The 21,709-nt window shown below is 61.3% G+C and carries 12 protein-coding genes; 8 read left to right on the top strand and 4 right to left on the bottom strand.

Annotated features, from left to right (window positions below):
* The 3 genes from NMB39_RS00405 to NMB39_RS00395 all read right to left on the bottom strand — a co-directional run bounded on the left by NMB39_RS00405 (position 1) and on the right by NMB39_RS00395 (position 2,903).
* Complete coding sequence (locus NMB39_RS00405; RefSeq protein WP_057023294.1) at positions 1-1,086, bottom strand: 5-(carboxyamino)imidazole ribonucleotide synthase; 1,086 nt, start codon at positions 1,084-1,086, stop codon at positions 1-3.
* Positions 1,087-1,097: 11 nt separating this feature from the next.
* Positions 1,098-1,589: a 5-(carboxyamino)imidazole ribonucleotide mutase gene (gene purE, locus NMB39_RS00400; RefSeq protein ID WP_003176980.1), complete on the bottom strand. Its 492-nt coding sequence runs from the start codon at positions 1,587-1,589 to the stop codon at positions 1,098-1,100.
* Positions 1,590-1,994: 405 nt separating this feature from the next.
* A complete protein-coding gene (locus NMB39_RS00395; protein ID WP_043048142.1) occupies positions 1,995-2,903 on the bottom strand; it encodes a LysR substrate-binding domain-containing protein in 909 nt (302 codons plus the stop codon).
* Positions 2,904-3,085: 182 nt separating this feature from the next.
* Here NMB39_RS00395 and aspA point away from each other — a divergent pair, with 182 nt between their 5' ends.
* The 8 genes from aspA to NMB39_RS00355 all read left to right on the top strand — a co-directional run bounded on the left by aspA (position 3,086) and on the right by NMB39_RS00355 (position 20,196).
* Positions 3,086-4,510, top strand: coding sequence for an aspartate ammonia-lyase (gene aspA, locus NMB39_RS00390; RefSeq protein ID WP_043048143.1), 1,425 nt, complete (start codon positions 3,086-3,088; stop codon positions 4,508-4,510).
* A gap of 392 nt (positions 4,511-4,902) precedes the next feature.
* Positions 4,903-6,354: an alanine/glycine:cation symporter family protein gene (locus NMB39_RS00385; protein ID WP_057023293.1), complete on the top strand. Its 1,452-nt coding sequence runs from the start codon at positions 4,903-4,905 to the stop codon at positions 6,352-6,354.
* A 77-nt stretch (positions 6,355-6,431) separates the two neighbouring features.
* Complete coding sequence (locus NMB39_RS00380; RefSeq protein WP_494339724.1) at positions 6,432-7,415, top strand: asparaginase; 984 nt, start codon at positions 6,432-6,434, stop codon at positions 7,413-7,415.
* A gap of 93 nt (positions 7,416-7,508) precedes the next feature.
* Positions 7,509-12,098, top strand: coding sequence for a hypothetical protein (locus NMB39_RS00375; protein ID WP_494339725.1), 4,590 nt, complete (start codon positions 7,509-7,511; stop codon positions 12,096-12,098).
* A 54-nt stretch (positions 12,099-12,152) separates the two neighbouring features.
* The gene (locus tag NMB39_RS00370; protein ID WP_198720118.1) at positions 12,153-13,145 is read left to right on the top strand and encodes an AraC family transcriptional regulator; all 993 of its coding nucleotides are present in this window, start codon (positions 12,153-12,155) and stop codon (positions 13,143-13,145) included.
* Between the two features lie 128 nt (positions 13,146-13,273).
* Complete coding sequence (locus NMB39_RS00365; protein WP_494339726.1) at positions 13,274-14,308, top strand: histone deacetylase family protein; 1,035 nt, start codon at positions 13,274-13,276, stop codon at positions 14,306-14,308.
* Positions 14,305-15,396 (top strand): polyamine ABC transporter substrate-binding protein, encoded by a 1,092-nt coding sequence (locus tag NMB39_RS00360; RefSeq protein WP_494339727.1) that lies wholly within the window; start codon positions 14,305-14,307, stop codon positions 15,394-15,396. The genes NMB39_RS00365 and NMB39_RS00360 overlap by 4 nt, the downstream gene beginning before the upstream one ends.
* Positions 15,397-15,525: 129 nt before the next feature.
* Entirely contained in the window at positions 15,526-20,196 is a 4,671-nt protein-coding gene (locus NMB39_RS00355) for a dermonecrotic toxin domain-containing protein (RefSeq protein ID WP_494339728.1), read from the top strand.
* On the opposite strand, the gene pdxR is transcribed toward NMB39_RS00355, so the two are convergent.
* Complete coding sequence (gene pdxR / locus NMB39_RS00350; protein ID WP_198720114.1) at positions 20,153-21,691, bottom strand: MocR-like pyridoxine biosynthesis transcription factor PdxR; 1,539 nt, start codon at positions 21,689-21,691, stop codon at positions 20,153-20,155. The genes NMB39_RS00355 and pdxR overlap by 44 nt on opposite strands.
* Positions 21,692-21,709: the final 18 nt, after the last annotated feature.

Below are 21,709 nucleotides of genomic sequence, written 5' to 3'. Positions count from 1 at the left end.
TTATTGCTCGGCGATCAGCGCCTCGACCTTGAGGATCTGTGCCTGCAGGGTCGCACGGTCCTTGCAACGCAGGTTGGCATGGCCGACTTTGCGCCCGGCCTTGAAGGCCTTGCCGTAGTGGTGCAGGTGGCAGTCGTTGATCGCGATTACCCGTTCAACCGGCGGTACCACGCCAATGAAATTGAGCATGGCGCTCTCGCCGACCTTGGCCGTAGAGCCTAACGGCAAGCCCGCGACCGCCCGCAGGTGGTTTTCGAACTGGCTGCACTCGGCGCCTTCGGTGGTCCAATGCCCGGAGTTATGCACGCGGGGCGCGATCTCGTTGGCCTTGAGGCCGCCGTCGACCTCAAAGAACTCGAACGCCATCACGCCGACGTAATCCAGCTGCTTGAGCACACGACTGGAGTAGTCCTCGGCAAGGGCCTGCAGCGGGTGATCGGTGCTGGCCACGGACACCTTGAGAATGCCGTTGACGTGGGTGTTGTGCACCAAGGGGTAGAAACGGATCTCGCCATCGCGGGCTCGCACGGCAATCAGCGAGACTTCGCCGGTGAACGGCACGAAGCCTTCCAACAGGCAAGGAACGCTGCCCAGTTCGGCGAAAGTACCGACCACGTCGGCTTCGCTGCGCAGGACTTTCTGGCCCTTGCCGTCGTAACCCAAAGTGCGGGTTTTCAACACGGCCGGCAGGCCGATGCTGGCGACAGCGGCGTCCAGGTCTGCCTGGGACTGGATGTCGGCGAAGGCCGGGGTAGGGATGCCCAGGTCCTTGAACATGCTCTTTTCGAACCAGCGGTCCCGGGCGATGCGCAAGGCTTCGGCGCTCGGGTAAACCGGCACGAACTGCGACAGGAAGGCCACGGTTTCGGCCGGGACGCTTTCGAATTCGAAGGTCACCAAGTCGACTTCGTCAGCCAGTTGGCGCAGGTGATCCGGGTCGCTGTAGTCAGCGCGCAGGTGTTCACCCAGGGCGGCGGCGCAGGCGTCTGGCGCCGGGTCCAGAAAAGCGAAATTCATTCCCAGCGGAGTGCCCGCCAGGGCCAGCATGCGGCCCAGTTGGCCGCCACCGATTACACCGATTTTCATCGTCAACAACCTCAGGCGATACGTGGGTCTGGATTGTCCAGCACGCTGTCTGTCTGCTCGGCACGGAATTTTTTCAGCACCGCGTGGAACTGCGGGTGCTTGGCGCCCAGGATGCTGGCGGACAGCAACGCGGCGTTGATCGCGCCGGCCTTGCCGATCGCCAGGGTCGCCACCGGGATACCGGCTGGCATCTGCACGATGGACAACAGCGAATCCACGCCCGAGAGCATCGCCGACTGCACCGGCACGCCAAGCACCGGCAGGTGGGTCTTGGCTGCACACATGCCTGGCAGGTGCGCCGCGCCACCGGCACCGGCGATGATCACCTCGATGCCACGGGATTCTGCTTCATCGGCATACTGGAACAGCAAGTCCGGCGTGCGGTGGGCGGAGACCACCTTCACTTCATACGGAATGCCGAGTTTTTCCAGCATATCGGCGGTGTGGCTAAGGGTGGACCAATCGGACTTGGAGCCCATGATCACGCCAACCAATGCACTCATCGTCGTGCCTCTTCTCTCTGGGCGCCCGCAGGCGCGTCAAAAAACAACAAGCCACGCGGGAGACCGGCGTGGCTTGTTGTACGAATTAGTTTCGGGCCAGAACTGCCTACGCTCAATCAGGCTGCGTTGAAAACAAACTCGGAATGCTCATTGGCTAAAGCCAACTCCGCTTCCTCGCTTGTTTTTGCCTTGCCTGATCTTCGCTCGGCGAGTTCTGACCTCGAAACGCGGCCGGTTGGACCGGCCGAAGGCCGCGCAGTATACCGTAATAATCCAGATAAACAGCCCCTGGAATGACCATCTGTCTAGCCGCTCAAACCGGCGGTTTTATTGACTCTTGAGTCAGTCCCCTACACCGCAAAACCCTGTGGGAGCAAGCCCCCTCCCACATTGGATCTGTCAGGCTCAGGTACTTTGCGCCGCGCCTCCTTCCAGTTTGCGCCACAGCAACCGCACATTCGCCTTGCGCACCAATGCACAGCGATACAAACGAATCTCCAGCGGCACATGCCATTGCGGCCCTCCGCACACCACCAGTTCACCGCGTGCCAACTCCGCACGCACACTCAGCTGCGGCACCCAGGCGATACCCAAGCCTTCAAGGGCCATGCTCTTGAGGCTGTCGGCCATGGCGGTTTCGTAAATGGTCGTGAAGCGCAGGGCCCGCTGGCGCAGCAGCAGATTCACCGAGCGGCCGAGGAACGCTCCGGCGCTGTAGGCGAGCAGCGGCACACTGCCCTCGCCTTCGAGGTCGAACAGCGGCTTGCCGTCGGCATCGGCAGCGCAGACCGGGAGCATCTCGGTGTTGCCCAGGTGCAGGGACGGGAAGATCTCGGCGTCCATCTGCATCGCAGCGTCGGGATCGTAGAACGCCAGCATCAGGTCGCAACCACCTTCGCGAAGAGCGTGTACCGCATCGCCGACGTTGGTGGCGACCAGTCGCGTGGCGATGTTCAGGCCCTCGTTGCGCAGCTGTGCGATCCAACGTGGGAAGAACCCCAGTGCCAGCGAGTGCGCGGCCGCCACCTGCATGACTTCGCCCTGCCCGCCTTCCAGGTGATGCAAATGGCGCAGTACTTCGCCCAGCTGTTCGACCACCGTGCGCGCGGTCACCAGAAACAGCTGCCCCGCCGCCGTCAACTCCACTGGCGTACGCGAGCGGTTGACCAGGGTCAGGCCCAACGCGGCCTCAAGGCTACGGATACGGCGGCTGAACGCCGGTTGGGTGACAAAGCGCCGTTCCGCTGCCTGGGAAAAACTGCGGGTGGCCGCCAGGGCGCTGAAGTCTTCCAGCCATTTGCTCTCAAGGTTCATCACTTCCTCCCAAGGGTATGCACCATTTTGGCACGCACGCCCGCCATCATAGCTGGGTCACATCCACATTATGCCGTTTGTGCATAGGCCAGTGCTTAACAGCATTGGCCCAAAAAGTTCTACAAGCCTAGCATTCGCAGCGTTCCGGCCAGTTCCGGGTCCATATCGAGATGATTTCCGTCATGTCCTCTGCTGCATCTTTCCGTACAGAAAAAGACCTGCTTGGCGTACTCGAAGTACCTGCTCAAGCGTATTACGGCATCCAGACCCTGCGAGCGGTGAATAATTTCCGCCTCTCGGGCGTTCCGATTTCGCATTACCCGAAATTGGTGGTCGGCCTGGCGATGGTCAAGCAAGCAGCGGCGGACGCCAACCGCGAACTGGGACAGCTCAGCGATGCCAAGCACGCTGCCATCAGCGAAGCTTGTGCCCGCCTGATCCGCGGCGATTTCCACGAAGAATTCGTGGTGGACATGATTCAAGGCGGCGCCGGCACTTCAACCAACATGAATGCCAACGAAGTCATCGCCAACATCGCGTTGGAGGCCATGGGTCACCAGAAGGGCGAGTACCAGTACCTGCATCCCAACAACGACGTGAACATGGCGCAGTCGACCAACGACGCCTATCCGACTGCGATCCGCCTGGGTCTGCTGTTGGGCCACGACGCACTGCTGGCCAGCCTCGACAGCCTGATCCAGGCGTTCGCCGCCAAAGGCGCCGAGTTCAGCCACGTGCTGAAAATGGGTCGCACCCAATTGCAAGACGCCGTGCCGATGACCCTCGGCCAGGAATTCCGCGCCTTCGCCACCACCCTGGGTGAAGACCTGGCCCGCCTGAAAACCCTGGCGCCGGAGCTGCTCACCGAAGTCAACCTGGGCGGCACAGCCATCGGTACCGGCATCAACGCTGACCCGCGTTACCAGGCCCTGGCCGTACAACGCCTGGCGACCATCAGCGGCCAGCCGCTGGTGCCGGCAGCCGACCTGATCGAAGCCACCTCCGACATGGGCGCCTTCGTGCTGTTCTCCGGCATGCTCAAGCGTACCGCGGTGAAGCTGTCGAAGATCTGCAACGACCTGCGCCTGCTGTCCAGCGGCCCACGTACCGGCATCAACGAGATCAACCTGCCGGCGCGCCAGCCAGGCAGCTCGATCATGCCCGGCAAGGTCAACCCGGTGATCCCGGAAGCGGTCAACCAGGTGGCGTTCCAAGTCATCGGCAACGACCTGGCCCTGACCATGGCAGCCGAAGGCGGCCAACTGCAACTGAACGTGATGGAGCCGCTGATCGCCTTCAAGATCTTCGATTCGATCCGTCTGCTGCAACGCGCCATGGACATGCTGCGCGAGCATTGCATCGTCGGCATCACCGCCAACGAAGCCCGCTGCCGCGAACTGGTGGAGCACTCCATCGGCCTGGTCACCGCGCTGAACCCCTACATCGGCTATGAAAACGCCACCCGCATTGCGCGTATCGCCCTTGAAAGCGGCCGCGGCGTGCTGGAACTGGTGCGTGAGGAAGGCTTGCTCGACGACGCCATGCTCGACGACATCCTGCGCCCCGAAAACATGATCGCTCCACGCCTGGTCCCGTTGAAGGCCTAAGCGTTTGTTACACCGCTCACCAGGTTGAGGGACTAGACACCTCTCACCTTTTGAGGGCCTGAAGGCTCGTTCTTCAGGCCCTTTTTTTTGCCTCAAGGTTGTGAAATGAAGCCCATAAAAACTCCAATATCGCCCTGCAAACCCACCTTGCTTGCCACCGCGTGGCTGAAACCTTTAATCAGCCCGTGCAGACGGATCAGTCTCGCCTAGGTATAGTGCCGCCCCTCTCGCGTCTGCGGCCATCGGTAACGAGGCCCGGGTACCACGCGACACCGCATGAATAACAACACCCGCAAAAGGATTGGGGTCGAACGGTCGTGCACTGCCTGGTGCCATACGACGTGTCGAACCGTCCTGCGTTTGCCATCAGAAAAATCAGCGAGGAACACTCCATGCTCGAAGTCATCAACGACTTCCTCTCAGGGAAAGTACTGATCGTGCTCATAGTCGGGCTCGGCGGTTATTTCACGATCCGCTCGCGTTTCGTTCAACTGCGCCACTTTTTCCATATGTTCTCGGTGTTTAAAGACAGCCTGAAGAGCAGTGCCGGCCAACTCAGCTCGTTCCAGGCGCTGATGCTCAGCCTGGCGGGCCGCGTGGGTGCCGGTAACATTGCAGGCGTCGGTATTGCCGTGACCCTGGGTGGCCCGGGCGCCGTGTTCTGGATGTGGGTCACCGCACTGGTGGGCATGTCCTCGAGCTTTATCGAGTGCTCCCTTGGCCAGTTGTACAAGCGCACCGACGCCGAAGGCACCTACCGTGGCGGCCCGGCGTATTACATCCAGCATGGCCTGCACAAGCGCTGGCTGGGCATGGTCATGGCGTTCCTGCTGCTGGTGACCTTCGGCTTTGCCTTCAACGGCTTGCAAGCCCACGCCGTGACCCATTCGCTGAACAATGCCTTCGGCCTCGACACCACTTACACCGGCCTCGCGCTGGCGGTGTTGCTGGGCCTGGTGTTCATCGGCGGGATCAAGCGTATCGCCTCGATCGCCGACTTGCTGGTGCCGGTCAAGACCCTGGTTTACATCGCCGTGACCCTGTACGTGATCGTGCTGCAATTCGACCACGTGCCCGCCATGCTCGCGACCATCGTCAAGAGCGCGTTCGGCCTCGACCAAGCCTTCGGCGGCCTGGTCGGCAGCGCGATCATCATGGGTGTGAAGCGCGGCGTGTTCGCCAACGAAGCAGGTTTAGGCAGTGCGCCTAACGTGGCGGCAGTCGCTTCGGTAGAACACCCGATTGCCCAAGGTGTGGTGCAAGCGTTCAGCGTGTTCCTCGACACATTCATCATCTGTACCTGCACCGCGTTGCTGATCCTGCTTTCCGGTTTCTACACGCCGGGCTTTGAAGGCGATGGCATTGCCCTGACCCAGAACTCCCTGGCGGCGGTGGTCGGTGACTGGGGCCGGATGTTTATCTCCGTGGCCCTGGCGTTGTTCGTGTTCACCTCGATCATGTACAACTACTACCTGGGCGAGAGCAACCTGCGCTTCCTGGTCGGCAATAACCGCAAGGTGCTGATGGGCTACCGCGCATTGGTACTGGTGCTGATCTTCTGGGGCTCCATCGAGAACCTGAGCACCGTGTTCGCCTTCGCCGACATCACCATGACCATGCTGGCCTTCGTCAACCTGTTCGCCCTGGCGTTCCTGTTCAAGATCGCCATGCGCATCCTGAACGACTACGACAACCAGCGTGCGGCAGGCATCAAGACCCCGGTGTTCGATTCCAGCCAGTTCCCTGACCTGGACCTGGACCGCAAAGCCTGGCCGGCCAACCCGGTAAAACCGGAGCCTGCCATGCAAGCCACTGCTGAATCGGTCGCCCAAACGCAACGTTAAGCGTAGATAGATGACACGCCGCCCGGCCTTGGGCATGCTCTGGGCCCGGCGGCGTTTTTCGTTCAGGAGACTTTTCAATGCAACCAGCTAATAACGTCATGGTGCTCTACACCGGTGGCACCATCGGCATGCAGGCCAGCGCCAATGGCCTGGCCCCGGCGTCGGGTTTTGAAGCACGCATGCGCGAACAGCTTGCCAATCAATCGATACCCGCCTGGCGCTTTCGCGAAATGTCGCCGCTGATCGACAGCGCCAACATGACCCCGGCCTACTGGCAGCATCTGCACAGCGCCGTGGTCGAGGCGGTGGACGAGGGCTGCGATGCCGTACTGATCCTGCACGGCACCGACACTCTGGCCTACAGCGCGGCAGCCATGAGCTTCCAACTGCTGGGCCTGCCCGCACCAGTGCTGTTTACCGGTTCGATGTTGCCCGCCGGCGTGCCGGACAGCGATGCCTGGGAAAACGTCAGCGGCGCCTTGACCGCGTTGGGCGAAGGCTTGGCATCCGGAGTGCAGCTGTATTTCCACGGCCAACTGCTACCGCCGACCCGTTGCGCCAAGGTGCGCAGCTTTGGCCGCCATCCGTTTGCAGCCTTGCAGCGTATGGGTAACCAGCCCCGCGCCGAATCACTACCGGCCGCGCTGGATTACCGTCAGCCCAAGACCGTGGCGGATATCGGCGTATTACCGCTGGTGCCGGGCATGCGGGCCGCGCTGGTGGACAGCCTGGTCGACAGCGGGGTACAGGCGCTGATCCTGGAGTGCTATGGCAGCGGCACCGGGCCCAGCGACAACCCCGAGTTCCTCGCCAGCCTCAAGCGCGCACAGGTCCGGGATGTAGTGGTGGTCGCCATTACCCAATGCCATGAAGGCGGTGTCGAACTGGATGTCTATGAAGCCGGTAGCCGCCTGCGCGACGCCGGCGTGCTGTCGGGTGCAGGCATGACCCGTGAAGCGGCGTTCGGCAAGCTCCATGCCCTGCTCGGCGCCGGCCTGGCCAGCGAAGAGATCCGCCGCTTGGTGGAGCTGGACCTGGGTACCGAGGCCTGTCCTAGATAACTACCCCCTGCCCTGTCTTGCGCCTTTCTAGCATGGAAACCCCGGGCCTGACCCTCGGGTTGTTCCCCTCCATCGGCAAGACAGGGATGTACCATGACCACCTCAAGCGCCACCGCGCAGGCTGCCAAATCCGAAGACCTCACCCTTAAACTCATCACCCAGCTGTGCGTCGGCCCCTCGATCACCGAGGTGGCCGGCCAACTGCTGCGCGACTCCCTGGCAGAAAAATACCCCGACCTGCACATCAATCCGGACACCACCCTGCTGGGCACGCCAGTGTGGGAGTTGGTCGACGACAAGATTATCTCCAGCCCCCCGCAGTATCGAACCCTCAGCACCCTGCTGGCCAGGCAGGCCGTGTTGAAGGAGCCCACCTTGTGCATCGAAGGCGAGCATTTTCTTACCCCGCTGCCCCTCACGGAACCCGCGGTGCATGTGCCGGTGCGCATCGTCGAAGTGGCTAATACCATCAATGTCCTGGCGCCGGTGGTATTTGAGGCGTTCAAGGAACAGTTGGTGACGTACTGGAACAACAGCAACGGCATCGGCCCGCGTTGGCACGAATTGTCCAGCACCTTGCGCAGCACCTGGAATGTGCAGCAGGTGGACGGCTGGACCGACGACGACTGTGCACTGGCGCGCCGTTTGTACCACTCGCCCGACCCGGCGAACCGCACCGCAGGCAGCAAGCTCCAGGCTTGCCTGGTCGACGTTGACCTGGTGAGCGACGGCAAGGCCAGCCACACCCCGCAAGTATTTATTGCGGTACTGCTGGGCCAGTCCGGGGGGCAAGACGTAATCCTCTGCCAATCCCTCGACGGCTACAAAAAATTCGACACCCAGGACCAATTGGGCGAATACCTGGCGACGCTGGTGTATCAGCCAACTGTTTATGAACGTTTGCAGTGGCGCCTGTATGAACCCGTCGGCAACTTTTTCGAGCAGTTGGCCTTCTCCCTGATCACCCTGCAAATCGACGCCCTCACCACCGTCTCCATCGACACACCGGCCACACCCACCAAAGCGCCGTTGAGCGTGCTGACAGGGACGATCGGGCAGGTCACCCCAAAAGGGCCGGATCTTGAATGGTATCGACAAGTGCTGCCGGACTGGCTCGCCCAAGCCACTGCTTCGGATCGCGCGTTTTATTCGCGGCACCTCAAGGACCTGGCCGCGCTGCACGGCCGGAACGAGGGCAAGACGTACCAGGATGATATTCCCCCCCTCCAGCAGTATGCCCGCGACACGCTCAGGGCACTCACCATCAAGGAGCATCCCAAGGCCGCGTACCTGGCTTTGGACACCCTGACCATCCAGGTACAGAGCCAGGTGGTGTGGGGCACGTTCACGGTACCGGGGCAGGTCGAGACCCGCGCCTTCAGCCTGGCCGAACTGGCCCTGCAAAATCTGATTGCACTGCCCTTGGGTAATCAAAGCCTGCGCATGCAGACGCGCAAGGCCCTGCCTGAGTGGCTGAGCGTCGACTACGTGAAAACCCTCATCACCAAGGCCGATATTGGCCGTGCCTATCCGGCACTGATACGCAGCAAATTGATCGACGACACCACCGAGTCGACGCGGCGCAAAGCCTTGTACACCCAGCACCTGCGCATCCAACTGCCGCTGCTGGCCTTGCAGCACAAGATACGCCAGGAGGGCGGGATCGATGAGCGCGGCTATCGCTACGTGGCAGCAGTCATGCAAGCTGAAAGTGCCGACCGCTATGTAGATGGGCAAGCAATCGTCATCCGCCCCCTGGCCTTCGTGCCCAAGCGCCGACAAAGCAATGGACAGGATGTGGTGAGCAACATGTACGTCATTGGCCCGCAGAACGCCGAAGCCGGTCCCTGCCTGTTGTACCGTCCGCTGTTCGAGCCGGTACTGATGCAATTCCCGTCACCGGCGAACCTGCTATATGCCATCGCACAGTCACCGACGCTGCGTGACTCGGTGGTGGCCTGGCTGCCCGACGCCGTGCGTACTGACTACTCCAACTATGTATTTCCCGGCGACTTGCCTTCACCCTGGGCAGTGGCCGACTTCCTCGTGGAACCGAACAAGCTCTGGACCTACAGCGGCCCCATGAGCCTGGGCCAGCAAGCCCTCAACGGCGACCTGTTTAACACCCTGTTTGATGCGAACGCCAAGGCACTGGTGGAGTTGGCGGACCGCCAATCGGTATCCAACGCGGAAAGCCGCTGGGCCACGCTCAAGCAGGCCGGTTGGCTGATCTTCAATGCAGCGTTGCCCTTCATGGGCCGTATTGCAAATACGGGTGCCTGGATCTGGCAGATCCTCGACCAGGTGCAAACCCTGGTCGAGGCCCACAAACACGGCGAGCAACAGGCACAATGGTCGGCGCTCACCGATGTACTGCTTAACCTGGGCATGGCCGTCACCTTGCATGTGGCCACCGGCACCCGCCCTGCCACCAGCGCTGCCAAGGTCGAGCCTGAAACACCCCGCGTCGGCGCTGAAACTTCGATCAGCGTGGAACAGCTCCCCACGCGCACCAAGGAGCAGCCGCCTGCCGACCATGACCTGCCGCTCAACACCCACGGCGCGCTCACCCGAACCACCAGCAGCCTGGCGACGGTACTGGACACGTTTAAAATCGAAAAACCCGAGGGCCTGGCAAACGCCATCAGCGAAGAAGGGGCTTATCAACATCTCTATCTACATGAACAGCGTTACTACGCGCCGGTGGGCGCACGCTGGTTCGAGGTCAAGCTGGTCGGTGACGAAACCGTGGTCATTGTCGATCCCAAGCAGCCCAACCGCACAGGCCTGCCGCTGATTCACAACGCCCGGGGCGATTGGTTTATCGACACACGCCTACGCCTGGCCGGCGGCGGTCGCAAAGGCAAGCAGAAAAAGGCGGCTGACAAGGCAAAGGCCGAATCCGAAAAGCTGAGTACCAACTTGAAGGCCTTTGAGCAAACCAAGAAAACGGTCCAACGTGACCTGCAGCAGGCGTTCCAGGCGCTGCAGGACGCCTCTGGCAGTTCAACCCAGTCCAAACGCGAGGCCTATCTGAACAAACTCGACAGCCACAGCCTGGAATACGAAGAGGTACGCCAACAACTGATGACCTTGAATGTCTTCACCCAGGTGCCTGATTTCCAGCAAAAAGCCCTCGGTTATGTGAAGGCACAACTGGACCTCAACGAGGCCGGCATCCGAGAGCTGCAGACCCGGTTCACCCCGCAGCTCAAGACAGTGCTGGACCAGATCGAAACCCCATCGACTTCGTCCCAGGCCAACCGCATCACCGACGCGCAACTGATGACGGACCTGTGCGGCGACATGATCAAGCGCCTGGACTACACCCAGACGCGCTTTACCGAATTACGCGAACTCGCCCGGGCGGGCACACAGCTGATTCAAACCGCCAAGGCCAAACTGCCGCTTTATACCAGCGATCACCTGCGGGCCCTGCAAGTGACGCTGACGCGAAACCTGTGCCTGAGCCCGCAATCGATCACCACTGAGCCTGACGCCTGGAACCTGATCAGCAAGATTATCGACAAGGCCGATATTGCGGTGGAGACCCTGCAGGACGCCCTGAAAGAGCGCAGCAAGTCGCGCCTGGACGAACGCATTGAAGCCCTGGCCAGCCTGGTGGAGCAGTTCCAACTGATTGACGAACACCTGCAGGACTTCTGCGAGGATTACCCCCAGCAGGCCCTCGATACGTCCATTGAAAACCTGCGAAGCACGCTGGGCACATTTGCAAATCGAGCCAAGGCCGCACTGGCGCCCCTGCACTTTGAGCAGGCGCAAGCCCGTATCCGACCAACGCCACCGCCGACACCGCCACGGCCGACCAAAAAGTTCATCCATACCCGCTTCAACGGCATGCTGATTGGCGAGCCACGCCTGACGTCAGTGGGGCTCGAGACCGACCTTGTCGACATCAAGTCACCCTTGACCCATAAACTCATCGCCACCTTTCATGAAAAAAAACCGGGTGTCTGGGTCGAGCACGTTTCGCCCACCACTACCCAGCCCGCACTTGCCGCCCCCACAGTCGAAGCCAGTGTTGCCCATGGGCAATCGCTGATCGACCAACTGCCGGCATTCCAGGCCCGGGCCACGGCGCAAATCGGCAAGCCGTCCCGCACCCCGATCGGCATCGAGCATATGTTTCATCAACATGCTCAAGTGCTGGAGCAGGCCGCGGAGACTATCGAGAAAGCGCTGACCAAGGTCAATGCCACGGAAAGCGAGCAGCCCGCCGCCGCCGCGCTGGGCAAAGAACTCAATGATGCGGCGCAGGCCCTTTACCAGCAGGCCAACGAGCAGGTGCAGACGATGATCAAGCAACAGCCGCCTACGCTCTCACGGGTCGAATGGCTCACGAGCCATGACCTGCTCAGTATCAAGAAACCGGGCAAACGACGCAGAATCAAGAGCGCGACCAAAGATTATCTGGATGAATACATCCTCACCGATGCATCGACAAAAGACGTGCTTTGGTATGCCCACTTCCATTACTCGACCTCCGATGCGCCGCTCGATCGGTTTCTCTCTGCTCGCTTGAAGACCCCGCAAGAGCATGCGCAGGGCGACCAGGCCGATGACGTTCATGGGCTCAACGCACAGCAACAGGTCGATTTCTATCGCAGCACCATCAACTTGGCACAGGCCAAGCGCGTGTTCTTCCCACCCGTGCGGGATTGATCGCCAACGGCACATAATTTGCTCCAGCCTGGTAAACCCAGGCCGGAACCCATCATGCTGCATTCACACCTGACTACCCTCAATGCGGTCTCGCGGGTGCTGGACACCTTCAAGGCCGAAGGCGTGAGCTATGACACGCTGCTGGCCGGCAGCGGTATCCGCCAAGCCGACCTGGCACGCGCCGACACCCATATCACCACCCATCAGGAGATGCGTGTGTGCGCCAACGCCGTGGCGTTGCGCCAAGACGTGGGCCTGGAACTGGGGCAACGCATGCATGTGTCGTCCTACGGCATGCTCGGTTATGCCTTGCTCACCAGTGCCACCTTCGGTGACGCCCTGCGCCTGGCCCTGCGCTACCCGGCGCTATTGGGAACACTTTTTGAACTGAGCCTGGAGCAGGACGGCCAGCGCATCTGGTTGACCGCCGGCGATTACCGCGAGGACCCGGCCTTGACCCAATTCAATGTGGAGTTTTGTCTGGTTTCGCTGAAGGTTATCTGCGCCGATCTGCTCGGCCAGCCCCTGCCGCTTCTCGGCGCCCGCTTTGCCTACCCCAGCCCCGACTACCAGGCACGCTATGTCGAGCACTTCGCCTGCCCGTTGGAGTTTTCCGCCCAGGCCAATGCCTTTGCGTTCGATCGGCACTGGCTCGAGCAACCCTTACCGCTGGCTGATGTCATCACCCATCGCGCCATCGCCGAGCGTTGTCGCAAACAGAACACCGAGTTCACCGGGCGCCAGGCCTGGCTGGGCCGGGTTCGCCATCTGCTCGGCGCACAGCTGGACGCCGCGCCAGGTCTTGGTGGGTTGGCGGAGCAGATGAACTGTTCCTCGCGTACCTTGCGCCGGCATCTGCATGAGTTGGGGTGCAGCTATCAGGAGCTGTTGGACGAACTACGCTTTGAACGCGCCAAACAACTGCTGGGCGGCAATGAGCTGCCGATCTATCGAATCGCCGAGCAACTGGGTTTCAGTGAGACCGCGAGTTTCCGGCATGCCTTCGTGCGCTGGAGCGGCGTGGCGCCCAGTCAGTTCAGGCTGTGACCAGGGGGGCGAATAACGGACATGAACATCGGCCCTGTCGATCCCCTTTTGGCCGCTCCTGCCGTTCTCCAACGGCCCGCTCGCCGCAACACTGCAGGCATAGCACCCAGCCTGCGGAGACCAACACAATGCTGACGATCTACTCGGACGATCACCATCTGCACCACGGCCGTTGTGAATTGATGGACGGGCAACTGATGCCCTGCTTCGAAATGCCCGCGCGCGCCGACCATGTATTGCAACGGGTCAAGGACCGCGAACTGGGCACGGTGCAGGCACCACAGGACTTCGGCCTGGCACCGCTGCAACGCATCCACAGTCCCGATTACCTGGATTTCTTCAAAAGTGCGTGGCAACGCTGGACCGAATTCGGCCAGGACGGCGACCTGTTGCCCTACACCTGGCCGGCACGCACCTTGCGCCGGGTGTTACCCACCAGCCTGCACGGCCAGCTGGGTTACTACAGTTTCGATGGCGGCGCGCCGATTACCGCCGGCACCTGGCAAGCCGCGTACAGCGCCGCCCAGGTTGCGCTCACTGCGCAACAGGCGATCCAGCAGGGTGCGCGCTCGGCCTTCGCCCTGTGTCGGCCACCAGGCCATCACGCCGCCAGCGACTTGATGGGCGGCTACTGCTACCTCAACAATGCGGCCATTGCCGCCCAGGCGTTTCTCGACCAGGCCCATACGAGGGTCGCGATCCTCGATGTGGATTACCACCACGGTAACGGCACCCAGTCGATTTTCTATACTCGCAACGACGTGCTGTTCACCTCGATCCATGGGCACCCGGAAGCGGAATTTCCCTTCTTCCTCGGCTATGCCGACGAGTTGGGGGAAGGCGCCGGGGCCGGCTTCAACTTCAACTATCCGCTGCCGGCGGGTTCAGGTTGGGAGCGCTGGAGCCAGGCGCTGGAACAAGCCTGCCAGCAGATCGAACGCTACGGCGCCGATGTGATCGTGGTGTCCCTGGGTGTGGACACGTTCAAGGACGATCCCATTTCCCAATTCAAGCTCGACAGCCCGGACTACCTGGCCATGGGTGCACGCATCGCACGCTTGGGCAAACCCACGCTGTTCGTCATGGAAGGCGGCTACGCCGTAGAAGAAATCGGCATCAACGCCGTCAATGTGCTCGAAGGCTTTGAGGAGTGTGTGCAATGAACCTGTTCAAGGTATTCGCCCTTTGTATTGCCGTACTCGGCAGCGCGGCCCACGCCGAAGAAAAAACCCTGAAGGTCTACAACTGGTTCGACTACATCACCCCAAAGGCACTTGAAGACTTCAAGGCACAGAACCCGCAGATCAAGCTGGTGTACGACATCTTCGACACCAACGAGGCGCTGGAAGCCAAGCTGCTCACCGGCAACTCCGGATACGACGTGGTGGTGCCGTCCAATGTGTTTTTGGCCAAGCAGATCGAAGCAGGCGTGTTCCAGCCCCTGGACCGCAACCAACTGCCCAACTGGAAGCACCTGGACCCCAAGCTGATGAAGCTGATCGAGGCCAACGACCCTGGAAACAAGTTTGCCGTGCCCTATATGTACGGCACCATCCTTATCGGCTTCAACCCGGCCAAGGTCAAGGCAGCGCTGGGTGACAGCGCGCCAGTGGATAGCTGGGACCTGATCTTCAATGAAGCCAACCTCAGCAAGCTCAAGCAGTGCGGCGTTGCCTTGCTGGACTCGCCCTCGGAAATCCTGCCCCTGGCCCTGCAGCACCTGGGCCTGGACCCCAACAGCAACAACCCCAAGGACTACGCCAAGGCCGAAGCGCTGATGATGAAGATCCGCCCCTACATCACTTATTTCCACTCATCCAAATACATGGCCGATATCGCCAATGGTGACATCTGCGTGGCCGTCGGTTATTCCAGCAGTTTTTCCCAGGCTGCCAATCGCGCCAAAGAGGCGAAAAACGGCGTGACCGTGGACATGCGCCTGCCCAAGGAGGGCGCACCGATCTGGTTCGATATGCTCGCCGTTCCCAAGGGCGCCCAGAACCCCGAGGACGCCTACACCTTTATCAACTACCTGCTGCAGCCGGACGTCATTGCGCCGATCAGTGATTTTGTCGGCTACCCCAACCCCAATAAGGACGCCACCGAACAGGTCGCCCCGGCAATCCGCAACAATCCCAACCTGTACCCCACCGAAGCGGCCATGGCCACGCTCTACACCCTCAAGCCCCTGGGCCGGGAGGCCGAGCGCGCCCGGACGCGGGCCTGGACCAAGATCAAGTCCGGTACCTGACCGGCTGCGGGGCGAGCCTGCTCGCCCCCGTTATTTATCTACCGTTGTCGCCACGCCTGAAAGGCTTACCTTGCGCCCTCCAAGGTCCGTTGCAGCCCGCTCGGGCCAACGCCTGCCAAGGAGCTGCAGATGCCCGACAACACCGTCGCCACGGACACTTCGCAAACCAACCGGCCGCCCACCGTCGATGAACTGCTCATCCAGCTGACTACCGGCCCCACCAGCCGGGAAGTCGCGGCCAACACCTTGCGCACTGCCCTGCGCGAGCAATATCCGAAGCTGGATATCGACCCGGACCTGGCCATGGTCTGCCATCCGCGTTGGCGAGTCATCGACGATCTGATCGTCTCATCCAGGGGTACAGCCGAGTCCCTGACCTCAGTCTTGGCACACCAGGCCATATCGCCCAGGCCGGTGGTCTATATCGACGGCGAGCACTACCTCTCGCTGCAATCCCATGCCTGGGAGGCCGTGCACCTGCCGGTGAAGATCGACGCTGTCGGCCGCTTGATCAACGAGCTGGCGCCGTTGCTGTTCACCGCTTTCCAGGAACAACAGCTCGATTACTGGAACCAATCCAGCGACGGTAATGGCCCGCGCTGGCAAGTGCTCGCCAACTCACTGCGCAAAGTGTGGAACGTGGATGTGGATACTGTAGAAGGCTGGGACGCAGACGACTGCGCCATGGCCAGAACGCTGTACCACTTTGCGCAGAAAGAAACCCGCAGTGCCAAGGACCCGTACAAGAGCCGTGCCTGCCTGATCGATATAGACTTGCTGCACGATGGTCAGGTTCGTCATATCGGCGTGCTGGACAAGACGCTATTGATCGGCGAGCACGAGGAAAAAACCAAGATCCTCGCCTACTCCCTGGTCGACGGCTACGAGAAATTCGCCTCACTGGAGCAGGTCGGGGCAAGCCTTCCGTCCAAATTGAGCCAGATGCCCCACGGCACGATATTGCAATGGCGCCTGATTGAGCCGGCCGACAACTTTTTCGACAGCCTGGCCTGCGCCTTGATCTCCATGCAAATCGAAGCCATCGGCATGCTCGATGACCGCGAGGGCCGCGCCGCCCTCGGCCAGCCCGGCGTCCCTTCGACCATAACCCGTGCCCTGCCCGCCCTCGAAGACCTGAGCGGACAGTCCTTGTCGCGCGTTCACCAAGTCCACCAGCAAATGCCCGACTGGCTGGCCGACGCCAGTGATGCCGATGCAGCCGCCTATGGCCGTTACCTCATTGACTTGGCCCAGGTGCACACCTCCAGTCATGGCCGCTTGTTTCAGGACGGTATTGCGCCGATACGCGACTATGCCCGCGCGCAATTGCAAAGCCGGTTCAAGGCCGACAAACAGAGCACCAGGCTGAACCCGGACAAGGTCGAAGTCATCATCCAGAGCCCGGTCATATGGGGCACCTTTGCTGTGCCTGGACAGATCGACATCACCCGTCGCAACCTGATCGACCTGGCCCTGGAAAATCTCACCGGGCTGCCCACCGGCGAGACCAGCGTGGCGTATAACGGCGGTCCCGCGCCTGAATGGCTGACATACAGCTACCTCAAGGACTTGATTACCCAACTGGATATCGGCGAGCACTATCCGGCGCTGATCAAGCGCACACTGCTTGAAGACCCGGTGCAATCCCAGGCACGGCAACAGCTCTACACCAGTCACCTGCGTGTGCAGCTGCCGATGCTGGCCCTGCAATGGAAAATCCAGGGACGCTATGGCCTGGATGAGCTTGGTTACCGATACGTTGCCGCCTTGATGCAACCTGACGCCCATGACCGCCAGTTCGATGGGCAGGAAATCGTCATCCGTCAGCTGGCCTTTATTCCCACCTTGCGCCCCGGGCACGAACAGGACGGGGTGACCAACATGTTCGTGATCGAGCCCCGGTCCGCCGACCAGGGCCCGTGCGTACTGTACCGCCCGCTGCTTGAACCGATGCTGCGCCAATTCCCCTCGCGGCAAAACCTGCTGTATGCGATCAAACATGATCGGCATCTGCGCGAATCGGTGCTGGCCTGGTTACCCGAAGCATCGCGTTTCAACTACGCACAGTACGTGTTCCCCGGCGCCGTGCCGTCGCCCTGGACACTTGCCCGCGTGCTGGTCGAGCCCGCCACCGTGGTGTACATGAGCGGCGCCATTGCCTTGAGCGACGAAGTGCTGGGCAATGACATACTGGGTTCGCTCTTCAAGGCCAACGCCAATGCCATGGTGGAGCTGGCGACTCGTCAATCGGTGTCCAACGTGCAAAAACGCTGGGCGACCTTTCGCCGTGCCGGCTGGCAGATTTTCAATGCGACCTTGCCGTTCCTTGGCCCTACGGTGGGAATCGCGGCCTGGATGTGGCAGATCATGGATGACCTGGAAGAGGTCGGGCAGGCAGTCAATGCCGCCGACAAAGCCACGCCCTGGACCTCACTGGTGGACCTGTGGCTCAACCTGGGAATGGCCCTGGCGCTGCATGTGGCCCTGCGTCATCCGTCCGCCCCGGCGACAGACGAAACGCTCAAGCCCAAGGTGCCCGAGGAGCCGCTGTCGAACACCAACACAGAACAACCGGCGCTGCCCGCGCCCTCTATCAGCGCGGTGCAGCTGCCGGACTTGCCCAGCACCGAACTGTTCGCCTCGCACCAGGGCTCCCTGCACGTCAGCGGCGCACTCAGCCGCACCCCCACGAGCCTGCGCACATGGCTGGAGAGTTTCAATGTGGAGCGGCCCGCCGAATTGGGCGAGCAGAACAAGCAAGCCGGTACCCACCACCATCTGTATCCCGCCGCCAACAAATGGTTCGTACCAGTTGGCAAGCGCTGGTTCGAGGTCAAGGTAGACGCCAACGACAACGTGGTTGTTATCGACTCGATAATCCCAAACCGTACCGGCCCATTGCTGATCAGTAACAGGGCTGGGCAGTGGTTCGTCGATCCCCGCCTGCGCCTGCGTGGCGGCGGTTTCCGCAACCGCCTGCGCACGGCCAGGCAGCAGAAACCGCCGCGCATTGAAGAACTGCGCAGAAGTATTGACCGCTTCCAAATCACCGACCGGGATCGACAACAACAGATGTCCGATACCCTCGCTGCCATCGGCACACAGCCAGGGCCCTCCACTGACTTACGCCGTGAAAATTTCATCAGAGATGTGAATCAACGCCTGCTGGAGTACGAAGAGCCCATTCGCCAACTCAGGTCCCTGGGCCACATCGACGACGTGCCTGAATACCAGAGCATGATGATTGGCTTCCTGAAAAACCAGTTGGCGCTGACGCGAGCCGCCATTAATGAACAATTGCCCGCTTACCGCGATGCCTTGTTGGGTTCCCTCAATGCGCTCGAATTACCCGCCTCGCTGGAGAGGCGAACCGCCGAGACTATTGCGACTCAGACCCTGGAAATGATCATGCGCCTGGAATATGTGGCTGGTCGCTTCAAGGAACTGGAAAACCTTGGTGTCGATGGTGCAGAAGTTATCCAGTCGACGATGCGCGCCTTGCCCAATATCACGCTCCCCGACCTGAAGGCGCTGCACATCACCCTGATGCGCTATCTGTGTGTCAAAGCCGGTAACAGCGCGGTGTTGACCCATGTCCGCGCACAGCTGAGCGATATCATCGACGCCGCCGACCTGCATGTGCAGAGCGTGATTGACATCCTCGGCGAGCCCGAAGGCAGCAGCCTGGATGAGCGCATCGAAACGCTCAACAGCTTGGCCGAGCAATTCGACATCGTTGACCATCGCTTGCTGGACCTGCACGCCGAATATCCAGAGCAACTGCAACGTGACCCCGTGGAAGTACTGCGCCAGCGCATCGAAGAATTTCATCAACGCGCCTTGCACGAACTGGCGCAGCTGTTGCGTCAGCGCAAAGCCCTTGAGCCAAAGCCAGGACCGTCGAAACCGCCCGAGCGGCCTCGACGCAAAATCATCAAGACCTGTTTCAAGGGCATCGTGGTCGGAGAACCACGGGAAAGCGATGCCGCCCTGGTAGACGTCAAGGCCCCGCTGACCGGCAAGGTGATCGCCACCTTCCACGAAAAAACCCCAGGAGTCTGGGTGGCACACAACGAAGCCACCTCAAGGCCGACAGTGACCAAGCCGGTGGACCTGGGGATAAGCCTCAATGCCGGGCAACGGCTGCTGGATGAAGAGCCGGTGGCCACCCAGCGTTTGTTGGCGCACTCGCGCAGACCGGAGCGCATTCCGGTAGAGATCGAGGAAATGTTCCACCAGCAAGCGGCACGCCTGGAGCAGGCCGTGACGGATGTGGAGTCGGCCCTGACCCAGCTCAACCTCACCGAAAGCGACCGCCCTTCGGCCGCCACGCTCAATCGTCAGCTCAATGACAAAGCCAAGCACCTCTATGAGCTGGGCTCACAGACACGCATCAACATGACCAAGCAACAATTGCCCACGGCGGCACGGGTGCAGTGGCTGCATGAGCAAAAGCTGGTGAAAATTGTCAAGGTGCAGAGCCGTCAGCGCCTCAAAAGACCGGGTAACGACTATATGGACGAATATGAGATTGTCGATAAACAGAGCAAAACCGTGCTCTGGTACGCGCACTTTCACTACGCCTCGCCCCAGGCTGAGGCCGAGCACTTTACAGCTGGACACCTCAAGACCCGCAAGCAGCAAAAGCTCCGCGGAGCGGTGCAGCGCACCGGCACCAGCGACAAGGACCAAATCGCGATTTACCGTAGTGAAATCAGCTCGGCACTGGCCAAATCACTGTTCTTCGACAGCCCCCCTAACCCTGCCATGCCGCCCGCAATCGCACCAGCGCTTGGGTAATCGCCGCCTCCGGCACAGCGGCGAACCCCAGTACCAGCCCGGCGCGTTGGTCGGCGGGGGTAATTGAGTCTGCCAGCCAATAGTTGCTCAGGCCATTGACCTCGACCCCCGCGGCCAACGCCTGGGCCAGCAATTGCTGCTCATGGGCCAGGCTGTCCAGCCTCACCGTGAGGTGCAACCCTGCCGGTACATTGGGCAGCGGGCCAAGGCCAGGCAGGTCGCCCGGCCAGCCGGCGAGCAACGTGTTGCGTCGGCTCAGGGCCGCACGCCGCATGCGCCGGATATGCCGCTGGAAATGCCCGGCCGCCATGAACTCAGCCATCACCGCCTGGGTGCTGACCTCCGAATGACGCATGTCCACGGCGCGACGTTGGGCAAAGGCGTCCACCAAAGCCGACGGCAATACCAGGTAACCCAGGCGCAGGGCCGGGAACGCCACCTTGCCGAAGGTGCCGACGTACAGCACGCGCCCGCTGCGATCCAGCGCCGCCAGTGGCGACAGCGGCGCACCGCTGTAGCGGTACTCACCGTCGTAATCATCCTCAACCACCCAACCGCCCGTGCGCTGCGCCCAGTCCAGCAGTTCCAGGCGACGCGCCAGGCTCATCACCACGCCCAGCGGGTACTGGTGGGAAGGCGTGACATAGGCCACCCGGCAATCGCCCAGGGCATTGAGCGCCTGGCAGTCGATGCCTTCGCCGTCCACCGGCACGCCGTGCAGTCGCCCGCCGGCCAGGGCGAACGCGTGGCCTGCCGCGCGATAGCCAGGGTTTTCCACCGCAATGCCGTCGCCAGGCTCCACCAGCAGCTGTGCACAAAGGCTGATCGCCTGCTGTGCGCCGCTGGTGATCACTATTTGCTCAGCACTGCACTGCATGCCCCGCGAGCTGCGCAAGTAGGCGGCGATCAATTCGCGCAGGCGACCATCACCCGCCGGGTCGCCGTAGCACAGTTGTTGCGGGTCCGGTTTGCGCCAGAACGCCGCGCTCAGCTTGGCCCATACCTCGAACGGAAACAGGTCGAAAGCCGGCACTCCCACGCGAAATGCCCGTGGTGGCCCCGATGGCGGCTGGGGCAGGTGGTTATTTTTTACCCTCACCAAGCCGCCGCTGTGGATAACTTCATCGTCCAAATTTCCAGAAAAATCCATCCATTTTGTGGATAAAGCTGGGGATAAGCCTGTTGTTAACCCTGTGGATACTTTTGTGGATAGTTTTTTGGGGGCGGGTAATTGAGCGACGTAAGTGCCGTCTCCGACCCGGCTCTCGATAAACCCTTCTGCATACAGCTGGTCATAGGCACGCACTACGCTGTTGCGCGAAATTGATAATGCCGTTGCCAAGTCGCGGGTGGCGGGTAACCGCGTGCCGCTCACCAATCTCCCGTCCAGCACGCGCTGGCGCAAGGCTTCATAGAGTTGGCGCGTCAGGCCCTGGCGGCGATCCAGCTCGATGCCGGCAGGATTGAATGACAACGGCGGTGTAGTGCACGACATATTGGACCTATGAAATTG

The sequence above is a fragment of the Pseudomonas sp. FBCC-B545 genome, from assembly GCF_059134095.1.
The sequence above is the reverse complement of the archived record's forward strand: the minus strand, read 5'-3'. Positions and strand labels throughout refer to the sequence as shown.

Bases quoted from the DNA above. Each gene is read 5' to 3' on its own strand.
- NMB39_RS00405 (WP_057023294.1), bottom strand. From the start codon at position 1,086: ATGAAAATCGGTGTAATCGGTGGCGGCCAACTGGGCCGCATGCTGGCC.
- purE (WP_003176980.1), bottom strand. From the start codon at position 1,589: ATGAGTGCATTGGTTGGCGTGATCATGGGCTCCAAGTCCGATTGGTCC.
- NMB39_RS00395 (WP_043048142.1), bottom strand. From the start codon at position 2,903: ATGAACCTTGAGAGCAAATGGCTGGAAGACTTCAGCGCCCTGGCGGCC.
- aspA (WP_043048143.1), top strand. From the start codon at position 3,086: ATGTCCTCTGCTGCATCTTTCCGTACAGAAAAAGACCTGCTTGGCGTA.
- NMB39_RS00385 (WP_057023293.1), top strand. From the start codon at position 4,903: ATGCTCGAAGTCATCAACGACTTCCTCTCAGGGAAAGTACTGATCGTG.
- NMB39_RS00380 (WP_494339724.1), top strand. From the start codon at position 6,432: ATGCAACCAGCTAATAACGTCATGGTGCTCTACACCGGTGGCACCATC.
- NMB39_RS00375 (WP_494339725.1), top strand. From the start codon at position 7,509: ATGACCACCTCAAGCGCCACCGCGCAGGCTGCCAAATCCGAAGACCTC.
- NMB39_RS00370 (WP_198720118.1), top strand. From the start codon at position 12,153: ATGCTGCATTCACACCTGACTACCCTCAATGCGGTCTCGCGGGTGCTG.
- NMB39_RS00365 (WP_494339726.1), top strand. From the start codon at position 13,274: ATGCTGACGATCTACTCGGACGATCACCATCTGCACCACGGCCGTTGT.
- NMB39_RS00360 (WP_494339727.1), top strand. From the start codon at position 14,305: ATGAACCTGTTCAAGGTATTCGCCCTTTGTATTGCCGTACTCGGCAGC.
- NMB39_RS00355 (WP_494339728.1), top strand. From the start codon at position 15,526: ATGCCCGACAACACCGTCGCCACGGACACTTCGCAAACCAACCGGCCG.
- pdxR (WP_198720114.1), bottom strand. From the start codon at position 21,691: ATGTCGTGCACTACACCGCCGTTGTCATTCAATCCTGCCGGCATCGAG.